Raw genomic sequence first — 10269 nt, forward strand, 5'->3', positions numbered from 1 at the left:
GCGGCAGAGCAGCAGCAGCGCGATGTCGTCCTCGCGGCGGTCGGCCAGCGGGCCGGTGGTGTGGTGCGAGGAGGGGCCGTGGACGGCGCCGACGAGCGCGTCGGCCAGCGACTCCAGTGTCTGGCCCGAGTGCTCCTCGAAGACCGAGCGCAGCCGCCGCCAGCCGGTCTCCAGGTCGTGGCCGCCGGTCTCGATCAGCCCGTCGGTGCAGACCATCATCAACTCGCCCGGTTCGAGGGCGATCCGGGTCGTCGGGTAGTCCGTGTCGGGGTCGATGCCCAGCGGCAGGCCGCCCGCGGTGGGGCGGACGAGCATCGTGCCGTCGACCATCCGCGTGGCGATGTCGGGGTGCCCGGCGCGGGCGATGTCGAGGGTGCCGGTCCGCGGATCGACCTCGATGTACAGGCAGGTGGCGAAGCGCGGGTCGGCGGCGGTGCTGCCGTCCGGTGACTGGTCGACGATCCCGGCGAGGAACCGGGAGGCGCGGGAGAGTACGGCGTCGGGGTGGTGGCCCTCGGCGGCGTACGCGCGCAGGGCGATCCGCAGCTGGCCCATCAGGCCCGCGGCCCGCACGTCGTGGCCCTGGACGTCCCCGATGACCAGGGCTATCCGGCCCGACGGCAGCGGGATCATGTCGTACCAGTCGCCGCCGACCTGGAGTCCGCCGCCGGTCGGCACGTAGCGCGCGGCCACCGACATGCCGGGGATGTCGGGCTGCACGGTCGGCATCATCGCGCGCTGGATGCCGGTGGTCAGCTCGCGCTCGGACTCGTGGACGCTGGCGCGGGAGAGGGCCTGGGCCAGCATGCGGGCGACGGTGGTGAGCACCGAGCGCTCGTCGGGCGTGAAGGCGACCGGGTAGCCGAAGGCCGCCATCCAGGCGCCCATGGTGCGGCCGGAGACGATCAGCGGCAGGAAGGCCCAGGACTGGCGCTTGAAGCGCTGGGCCAGCGGCCAGAGGGAGGGGAACCGCTTCTGGTACTCCTCGGGGCTGGGCAGGTAGACCGCGCGCCCGGTCCGTACGACCTCGGCGGCCGGGTAGTCGGTGTCCAGCGCCATGTTGAGGAACGGGCCCTCATCGCCGTCCTCGTAGCCGTGGTAGCCGACCACCCGCAGCCGGTCGCCCTCGACGCCGAAGACGGCCAGGCCGTCGGGCGAGAAGCCGGGCATCGACAGGGTCGCGGCCACCCGCAGCACCTCGGCGGTGGAGCGGGCCTCGGCCAGTGCCCGGCCGGCGTCCAGCAGGAAGGCCTCGCGGGAGCGGCGCCAGTCGCCGGTGACGCCGGAGTGGGCCGCGGCCGCGGTGCCGGGCTGCGGTTCGGGGACCTCCTGAAGGGTGCCGACCAGCTCGAAGCCCTCGGGGTGCTCGTACGGGCGGGAGCGGAGGCGGACGATCCGCTCCACCTTCCCGTCGTCGCCCACGATCCGCACCCGGGCCTCGGCGAGGGTGCCCTCGGCGAGGGCCAGGGTGACGATGCCGGTGATCTCCACCCAGTCCACCGGGTGGAAGCGGGAGCGCACGGCGGAGGCGGGCAGCTGGGCCGGCTCGGCAGCCAGGCCGAGCAGGCGGGCCGCCTCGGCGTCCAGGGAGACCTCGTCCGCTGCGTCGTCCCAGCGCCAGAGGCCGGTCGCGATGGTGGACAAGACATCCTCGGTGCGCATATTGCACCACTGTATGTGGACTTATTTCGCTTTGACGAGCGAAGGCGGCAGGGGCCCGGGAAGGCGCAGGTCCGGAGCCGGGTGAACGGCGGGGAATCGCGGAGGACCGGCCGGAGGTGTGCCGGTACCCTTGCACAAGCCCTCGCTGTGTGCTTTCCGGCCTTCCGGCGGCCACGCAAGGGGCCCACGACCAAGGCCAGACCCGACCAGACGACTTGGATGAACGATGCATCGGTACCGGTCCCACACCTGCGGCGAGCTCCGTGCCACTGACGTCGACACCGACGTACGGCTGAGCGGCTGGCTGCACAACAGGCGGAACCTGGGCGGCATCCTCTTCATCGATCTCCGGGACCACTACGGGCTGATCCAGCTCGTAGTACGCCCCGACAGCCCGGCCAACGAGCAGCTGGGCCACATCACCAAGGAGACCGTCGTACGGGTCGACGGCAAGGTCGTGGCCCGCGGCGCGGAGAACGTCAACCCCGAGCTGCCGACCGGTGACATCGAGGTCGAGGTCTCCGCGGTCGAGGTGCTCGGCGCGGCCGACCCGCTGCCCTTCACCGTCTTCCCCGAGGACGGCGTCAACGAGGAGCGGCGCCTGGAGTACCGCTTCCTGGACCTGCGCCGCGAGCGCATGCACCGCAACATCATGCTGCGCTCGGCCGTGATCTCCGCGATCCGGCACAAGATGACCTCGCTCGGCTTCAACGAGATGGCCACCCCGATCCTTTCCGCGACCTCCCCCGAGGGCGCGCGCGACTTCCTGGTGCCGTCCCGGCTGCACGCCGGCAGGTTCTACGCGCTGCCGCAGGCGCCGCAGCAGTTCAAGCAGCTGCTGATGATCGCGGGCTTCGACCGCTACTTCCAGATCGCGCCCTGCTTCCGCGACGAGGACGCCCGCGCCGACCGCTCGCCCGGCGAGTTCTACCAGCTCGACGTCGAGATGAGCTTCGTCGAGCAGGAGGACGTCTTCCAGGTCATCGAGAAGGTCATGACCGAGCTCTTCGAGGAGTTCGGCAACGGCCGCCACGTGACCTCCCCGTTCCCGCGGATCCCGTTCCGCGAGGCGATGCTCAAGTACGGCTCGGACAAGCCGGACCTGCGGGCCCGCCTCGAACTGGTCGACGTGTCGCACGTCTTCGCCGACAGCGGCTTCAAGGCCTTCGCGGGCAAGCACGTCCGCGCGCTGCCAGTGCACGACACCGCCGACCAGCCGCGCAAGTTCTTCGACGGGATGGGCGAGTTCGCGGTCCAGCAGGGCGCACAGGGCCTGGCGTGGATCAGGATCGGCGAGGGCAACAAGCTCACCGGACCGATCGCCAAGTTCCTCACCGAAGAGGACACCGAGAAGCTGGTCGCCGAGGTCGACGGCAAGCCCGGCACGGCCGTGTTCTTCGGCGCGGGCGAGTTCGACGAGGTCTCGAAGATCATGGGTGCGGTCCGGGTCGAAGCCGCCCGCCGCGCCGGGCAGTTCGAGGACAACGTCTTCCGCTTCTGCTGGATCGTCGACTTCCCGATGTTCGAGCGGAACGAGGACACCGGCCAGATCGAGTTCTCGCACAACCCGTTCTCCATGCCGCAGGGCGGCCTGGAGGCGCTGCGCACCAAGGACCCCCTCGACATCCTGGCCTGGCAGTACGACATCGTGTGCAACGGCACCGAGCTGTCCTCGGGCGCGATCCGGAACCACGAGCCGGAGGTCATGTACGAGGCCTTCCGGATCGCCGGCTACGCGAAGGAGGACGTGGAGCGGGAGTTCGGCGGCATGCTCCGCGCCTTCCACTTCGGCGCGCCCCCGCACGGCGGCATCGCCCCCGGCGTGGACCGCATCGTGATGCTGCTGGCCGACGAGCCCAACATCCGCGAGACGATCGCCTTCCCGCTCAACGGCAACGCGCAGGACCTGCTGATGGGCGCGCCCAGCGAGATCGAGGAGGCACGGCTGAAGGAGCTGCACCTGTCGGTCTACAAGGGCCCGGCCAAGCCCACGCCGTACAAGCCGACGAAGTAACGCGGTGACGCGAAGGCCCCCTGAACCTCCGGAGGTTCAGGGGGCCTTCGCCATTGGCAGGGCTCTACGCGGTGCTGCGCGGGGTCACTCTCCCTGGCCGCCGAAGCGGGTGCGGTAGGTCTCCAGGTCCTCTTCGGTGAGCTTGGCGAAGAGGACCGGGGGGACGGTGAACGCGGTGCCGGCCGGGACTGAGTCCAGGGCCTTCGCCTCGTCGGCCGTCACCCAGCTGCGGGCGTCCTCCGCCAGCGCGAACGCCGAGCGCATGGCCTTCGCCGTCGCCGGGACGAACGGCTCGGACACCACCGCGTAGAGGTGGATCAGGTTCATCGCCGTGCGGAGCGTCAGCGCGGCGGCCTCCTGGTCGGTCTTGATCTCCAGCCAGGGGGCCTTCTCCTCCAGATACGCGTTGCCCGCGCTCCACAGGGCGCGCAGCGAGGCGGCCGCCTTGCGGAACTGGAGGGACTCCATGTGGCCTTCGTACTCGCCGAGCAGGCGGGCGATCTCCTCGCCGAGGCGCGCCTCGGCCTCGCCGGGCGCGCTGCCCTCGGGAACGTGGTCGCCGAAGCGCTTGCGGGAGAAGGACAGGACGCGGTTGACGAAGTTGCCGAGGGTGTCCGCGAGGTCCTTGTTGACCACCGAGGAGAACAACTCCCAGGTGAAGGAGGTGTCGTCGGACTCGGGCGCGTTCGCCATCAGGAAGTAGCGCCAGTAGTCGGCGGGCAGGGTCTCCAGCGCGGCGTCGGTGAAGATGCCGCGCTTCTGGGAGGTGGAGAACTTGCCGCCGTAGTAGTTCAGCCAGTTGAAGGCCTTGACGTAGTCGACCTTCTTCCACGGCTCGCGGGTGCCGAGCAGCATGGCCGGGAACATGACCGTGTGGAACGGGACGTTGTCCTTGGCCATGAACTCGGTGTAGCGGACGTCGTCCGCCTCGTACCACCACGACTTCCAGTCGCGGTTCTGCGGGTCTGTGTCTCGCGCAGCGTCCGCCCACTCCTTCGTCGCGCCGATGTACTCGATCGGGGCGTCGAACCACACGTAGAAGACCTTGCCCTCGGCCGCCAGCTCCGGCCAGGTGTCGGCCGGAACCGGGACGCCCCACTCCAGGTCGCGGGTGATGGCGCGGTCGTTGAGGCCCTCGGTCAGCCACTTGTGGGCGATCGAGGAGGCCAGCGTGGGCCACTCCTGGCTGCCGTTGCCCGCCAGCCAGGCCTCGACCTCGGGCTGGAGCTTGGACTGGAGCAGGAACAGGTGCTTGGTCTCGCGGACTTCGAGGTCGCTGCTGCCGCTGACGGCCGAGCGCGCGTCGATCAGGTCCGTCGGGTCCAGTACGCGGGTGCAGTTCTCGCACTGGTCGCCGCGCGCCTTGTCGTAGCCGCAGTGCGGGCACGTGCCGACGATGTAGCGGTCCGGGAGGAAGCGGTCGTCCGTGACCGAGAAGACCTGGCGGATCGAGCGCTCCTCGATGAAGCCGTTCTCCTTGAGGCTGCGGGCGATCCGCTGGGTGATCTCCACGTTCTCGGCGGAGGAGCTGCGGCCGAAGTAGTCGAAGGCCAGCTCGAAGCCGTCGTAGATCGCCTTCTGCGCGTCGTGCTGCTCGGCGCAGAACGCGCCGACCGGCAGACCGGCTTCCTTGGCGGCCAGCTCGGCGGGGGTGCCGTGCTCGTCGGTGGCGCAGATGTAGAGGACCTCGTGGCCGGTCTGGCGCAGATAGCGGGCGTAGACGTCGGCCGGGAGCATGGACCCCACCATGTTGCCCAGGTGCTTGATCCCGTTGATGTACGGAAGGGCGCTGGTGATGAGGTGTCGAGCCATTGCCGGCTGCTCCCAAGTCGTTACGCGGGGTGAGGTTTCGCTCTACAGGCTGTCAATAGGGTACTTGACAGCGAAGGGCCGCCCGCGCGGGTTTCCCGTGGGAACGCGCGGACGGCCCGAGGCGCTGTTACGACCGGGGCTCAGGCCACGATGCCGGCCTCGGGGCGGGGCTCAGGCCACGATGCCGGCCTCGCGGGCGGCGGCGAGCCAGCGCGGGAACTCCGCGGTGAGGCCCTCGTACAGCTCGTCGTCGGACAGCTCCAGCGGGTCAGTGCCGGCCGGGAAGAAGCCCGCGTTGTCCACGGCGCGCTTCTCCGGGACGGCCAGTTCACCCAGCCTGCGGAGGAAGTCGAAGCCCTTCGCCTCGGGGTCGCCGAAGCCGATGAACTGCCAGAAGATCGGCAGCTTCGCGGCCTCGCACAGCGCCTTCTCGGCGGCGGGGCGGGAGGTGGGGGCGCCGTCGGTCTGGAAGAGGACGAGCGCGGGGGCGTGGGCACCGTCGGCGCGGGACTTCTCGTAGTGCTCGACCACGGCTTCGACGGCGCGGTGGTAGTTGGTGCGGCCCATGTGGCCGAGGTCCGCGTGCAGGGCCTCGACGCGGCCCTCGTACGCGCCGAGGGTGAGGTCGGCGGTGCCGTCGATGTCGGTGGAGAAGAAGACGACGGGCACGGTGGCGGCGTCGTCCAGGTTCGCGGACAGTGCGAGGGCCTGCTCCGCGAGGTGCTGGACGGTGCCGTCCTTGTAGTAGCGCCGCATGGACCCGGACCGGTCGAGCACGAGATACACGCCAACGCGCTCCCCACCGAGCCCACGCCGCCGAAGGGCGGCCCCAGCCGCCTTGTGCAAACCGACCAGCCCCGCGGGGACGCCTGCGGCGGGCTCGGTTGTCTCAGCTTCGGCAGGCGACGGCTCGGCCGGGGTTCGCTCCGGCTGGGACGGGATCGCGGGCGTGCTCGCCGTGGCGGGCTCCGCCGTGGCGGGCTCCGCCGTGCCCTGCTCGACCGGCTCCCGCTCGGCGGCGTCGCGCTCGGCTGCCGACGCCTGCGGCGGAACCGTGGTGGCCGGGTGCTCCGCGGTGGCCTTGGCCTGGGCCGGGACGGCGAGTTCGGGGCAGGAGTCCCCGTCCGACGGCTCCGCCTCGGCGGTGTCGTCCTTCGCCTCCGGCGCGGCGGCCTCGGAGGTCGCCTGCGCCGGGACGGCGGGCGCCGCGGGCGGGACCTCAGCGGTGTCACCTACGGCGGGCGGCTCCGCGGCGGAAGTCTCCCCGGCCAGCGTCTCCGCGGCGGGGGGCTCGGCCATGGGGGTCTCGGCCGTGGGCGTACGGTCATCGCGGGCGGAATCCGCCGCGGTCGTACGGTCGTTGCGGGTGTGGTCGGCGTTCTTGTCGGTGCCCGTCTCGGGGTTCGGCTCGGCGCTGCCGGAGTCCTCGGCGTGCGGCGGTGTGCCCGGGCGTTGCTCCGACTCCTGGGCCGCGTCCAGCTGTTCGGCCTTCGAGTGCCCCTGGCCCGCCGAAGACGAGGCGCGCCGCGCCTCGTCGAAGGGCGCGAGGAGGGAGTCGGACTCGGCGTCAGCAGCGAGCGGCTCGGCGGACGCGGCGTGATCCGTAGGTCCTGTGTCCGCTGCAGGCGCGGCGGTTGTTGCGGTGCCTGGGGTGTCCGGGCCCGCCGTGGGCGTCCTCGCTTCTGGGACCGTCGGTTCGGGGCGGTCCGCGCGGGACCGGCCGAATACATTCCGCAGCAGACTCCGAATACCCATGGGAGCAATCCTTCACATGTATCGGTGCGATGAATGTCCGAGGTGCGGGAAACGTCCCTGACCGGCACGGACCACGGACACGTAAGGTTACTGAGCGAGGTCCAGGCGGGCGTGGGCGGCCTCGGCGAAGACCCGGGCGAGTCGCGCGCCGTCCGCGTTGCCCGGCGCGAACAGCCCCCGCGCGTCGGCCCGTACGACCAGCCCGCGGTGGGCGTCGAGCAGCGGGGAGACGCCGCCGCTCAGCGCGTCCCACCACGCGTCGAGGTTCCGCCCGAACCACTCCGGCAGTCCGCACGGCCCGGCCACCGCGTCCCAGAAGTCGTCCCGCGTCGCCAGGTTCCGGCCGCGCAAGTCGACCACCAGCTCGCCGCCCGCCGTGTCGCCGGCGGCGTCGCGGTCCCTGCCTTTCGCTGCGCCTTCCCGGTCCCTACCGTCCGCTTCGCCTTCCCGACCCCTACCTTCCGCTTCGTTTTTCGAGCCGCCATTCGACTCGCCGTTCGACTCGTCTTTCGAGGGCGCCATGCCGCCGGATGCTAGTCCTTCCCCAAGCGGGGCGAGGGGAGGTCGCGGCGCCTGTCGATGTCCGGGGCAGGCGGGCCGACCCCAGTCGACGCCAAATCATCTACGCCACACAGGCGTTCGGGATTCACCCCCTGTTCACCTGGAGTCCGCCGGGGCGCGGATCTCCACCCATAGCGTCACCGGCGGAGACATTCCGACATCTTGTCGGCGCAGGGTGCGCCGGTGGAGAGCCAGTACGGAGGGGAACAAGTGCGCAGAATGCTGCCACTGATCAGCTCGCACCCGGGCGGTCGTTCCGCGTTGACCTGCCGCTACCGCTGCGGCGACGCGTGCTTTCACGAGGTACCGAACACCAGCGACAACGCGTACGTCGGCGACGTCGTAGCCGGCGCGCTGTCCCGCCGCAACGTGCTGCGGGCCAGCGCGGTGGTGACCGTGGCCGCCGCGACCGGCGCCACGGCCGCCGGCCAGGGCGCGCCCCAGGCGCAGGCCGCCGAAGCGACGGCGGCGGCCGCCCGCCACGGCAACGGCCCGGCCACCGGCAATGCCGCCCGCGGTCTGCGCTTCACCGCCGTGGCCCCCAACACCACCGACGCCGTCACGGTCCCCGAGGGCTACGCCCAGAACGTCGTGATCAAGTGGGGCGACCCGATCCTCCGCGGCGCCCCCGCCTTCGACGCGGACCGGCAGTCCGCCAAGGCGCAGGCCGGCCAGTTCGGCTACAACAACGACTTCCTCAGCCTGCTCCCGCTGCCCGGCGAGCCGGGCCGCCAGCTGCTCGTGGCCAACCACGAGTACACCGACGAGGTGCTGATGTTCGCCGGGTACGACCCGGCCAACCCCACCCGCGAGCAGGTCGAGATCGCCTGGGCCGCGCACGGCCTGTCCGTCGTCGCGGTGCAGGGCGAATGGAAGAGCGGCAAGCTCACCGCCGTGAGCCGCCACCACCTCAACCGCCGCCTCACCGCGACCTCCGAGTTCCGGCTGACCGGCCCGGCCGCGGGCAGCGAGCTGCTGCGCACCTCGGCCGACCGGACCGGCACGAAGGTGCTGGGCACGCTCAACAACTGCGCGGGCGGCACCACGCCGTGGGGCACGACCCTGCACGGCGAGGAGAACTTCAACCAGTACTTCGCCAACGGCGGTTCGGTCACCGAGCCGGTGGCCGCGGCCCGCCTCAAGCGGTACGGCATCGCGGGCGCGGCGTCCGAGCGCAAGTGGGAGCGGTTCGACCAGCGCTTCGACGTGGCCCGGGAGCCCAACGAGGTCAACCGCTTCGGCTGGGTCGTCGAGCTCGACCCGTACGACCCTCACTCCACGCCGCGCAAGCGGACCGCGCTCGGCCGGTTCAAGCACGAGGCCGCGCAGCCCCGGCTGACCGCCGACGGCCGCCCGGTCGTCTACATGGGCGACGACGAGAAGTTCGACTACTTCTACAAGTTCGTCTCCTCTAAGCGGATGATGCGCGGCACCTCCCGCGCCGCCCGCGAGCACAACCTGACGCTGCTGGACGAGGGCACGCTCTACGTCGCCAAGCTGACCGGCGACAGCCCGGCCGCCGAGATCGACGGCAGCGGAAAGCTCCCGTCGGACGGCGAGTTCGACGGCGGCGGCGAGTGGATCCCGCTGGCCAGCTCCGGCCCGGGCGGCCGCAAGAAGTCGTTCGTCGAGGGCATGACGGCCGACGAGGTGTACGTCTTCACGCGGCAGGCCGCCGACAAGGTGGGCGCCACGAAGATGGACCGCCCCGAGGACGTCGAGCCGAGCCCGCGCACGGGCCGCGTCTACATCGCGCTGACGAACAACTCCGACCGCGGCAAGGAGGGGAAGGCGGCGGCCGACGAGGCCAACCCGCGCAACCTCAACAAGCACGGCCAGGTGCTGGAGTTGGCGGAGTACGGCAACAACCCGCTCTCCACCCGCTTCGCCTGGCGGCTGTTCCTGGTCTGCGGCGACCCGGAGGACCCGGCCACATACTTCTCCGGCTTCCCCAAGGAGCAGGTCAGCCCGATCTCCTGCCCGGACAACGTGGCGTTCGACCCGCACGGCAACCTGTGGATCTCCACGGACGGCAACGCGCTCGGCTCGCACGACGGCCTCTTCGGCGTGGCCACCTCCGGTGAACGGCGCGGTGAGGTCAAGCAGTTCCTGACCATGCCGTCCGGGGCCGAGACCTGCGGGCCGATCATCCAGGACCGGCGCGTGCTGGTGTCCGTGCAGCACCCGGGCGAGAAGGACGGGGCCAGCGTCGAGAAGCCGGCGTCGATCTGGCCCGACGGGCCGGGCAGGATGGTCCGCCCGGCGGTCGTGAGCGTGTGGCGCAAGGACGGCGGAAACGTCGGGGTGTAGTCGGGCAGTCCTCTGACCGGTCTCTCCCGGCCGGTCAGTCGGCTTCTGCCTGTCAGGTCGGTCCTACTGTCAGTCGGCCTCTGCCTCCGATGCCTCGGAGAGGCGCTGCTCGCCCCACCACCACCGGGTCGGTGGCCCCCCGGGCCACCGACCCG

At 71.2% G+C, this 10269-nt stretch carries 6 protein-coding genes; 2 read left to right on the plus strand and 4 right to left on the minus strand.

The window, feature by feature from the left end; all coding sequences use genetic code 11:
* Positions 1-1662: SpoIIE family protein phosphatase (locus AOK16_RS16540; protein WP_055473011.1), on the minus strand; the 1662-nt coding region annotated here is incomplete at its 3' end.
* A 226-nt stretch (positions 1663-1888) separates the two neighbouring features.
* Here AOK16_RS16540 and aspS point away from each other — a divergent pair.
* Positions 1889-3676, plus strand: coding sequence for an aspartate--tRNA ligase (aspS, locus tag AOK16_RS16545; RefSeq protein WP_055473012.1), 1788 nt, complete (start codon positions 1889-1891; stop codon positions 3674-3676).
* A gap of 84 nt (positions 3677-3760) precedes the next feature.
* On the opposite strand, the gene metG is transcribed toward aspS, so the two are convergent.
* The 3 genes from metG to AOK16_RS28405 all read right to left on the minus strand — a co-directional run bounded on the left by metG (position 3761) and on the right by AOK16_RS28405 (position 7603).
* Complete coding sequence (gene metG / locus AOK16_RS16550) at positions 3761-5488, minus strand: methionine--tRNA ligase (RefSeq protein ID WP_055473013.1); 1728 nt, start codon at positions 5486-5488, stop codon at positions 3761-3763.
* Positions 5489-5659: 171 nt separating this feature from the next.
* Positions 5660-7243, minus strand: coding sequence for a VWA domain-containing protein (locus tag AOK16_RS25750; RefSeq protein ID WP_079101458.1), 1584 nt, complete (start codon positions 7241-7243; stop codon positions 5660-5662).
* An 87-nt stretch (positions 7244-7330) separates the two neighbouring features.
* A complete protein-coding gene (locus tag AOK16_RS28405) occupies positions 7331-7603 on the minus strand; it encodes a barstar family protein (RefSeq protein ID WP_240483603.1) in 273 nt (90 codons plus the stop codon).
* 411 nt (positions 7604-8014) lie between these two features.
* Between AOK16_RS28405 and AOK16_RS16565 the strand changes: the two genes are divergently transcribed.
* Positions 8015-10114: a PhoX family protein gene (locus tag AOK16_RS16565; RefSeq protein WP_055473014.1), complete on the plus strand. Its 2100-nt coding sequence runs from the start codon at positions 8015-8017 to the stop codon at positions 10112-10114.
* Positions 10115-10269 lie beyond the last annotated feature (155 nt).

It is taken from the genome of Streptomyces pathocidini (assembly GCF_001418495.1).
GTDB lineage: Bacteria > Actinomycetota > Actinomycetes > Streptomycetales > Streptomycetaceae > Streptomyces > Streptomyces pathocidini.